The 333-nt window shown below is 52.0% G+C and carries 1 pseudogene; it reads right to left on the reverse strand.

Features of this window, described 5'->3' with window-relative positions:
• Positions 1–333: pseudogene (locus AB9F27_RS22155) on the reverse strand (IS5/IS1182 family transposase); the annotation flags it as partial.

The raw sequence follows: 333 nt of genomic DNA on the forward strand, positions 1-333 counted from the left end.
CTTGATGACCTTTTTACGGGACTTTCTGCCCGGGATGCAGGGCTGTGTTCCCTTTTTCATCAAGGCATTCCGAAACCAATCAGCATCATAGCCACGATCTGCCAGCAGCCAATCTGCAGCGGGAAGATCACCCAATAAGGCGGGCCAGTATAATCGCTGGACCATTGCCCGGCAGGCGATGCTTGCATCGCTGAGAGGGTTAACCTGCGGTTATAATGAAATGAATTGGGCGACCTTTGGTGTCAGGGATTGCATGCAATTTGGTGTTCATTCCACCTTTTGTGAGCCCGATTAGGCGAGCAGACCCCCTGTTTTCAACCGTAGGCTTGAAGC

Source organism: Falsihalocynthiibacter sp. CO-5D18, assembly GCF_041205445.1.
Taxonomy (GTDB): domain Bacteria; phylum Pseudomonadota; class Alphaproteobacteria; order Rhodobacterales; family Rhodobacteraceae; genus Falsihalocynthiibacter; species Falsihalocynthiibacter arcticus.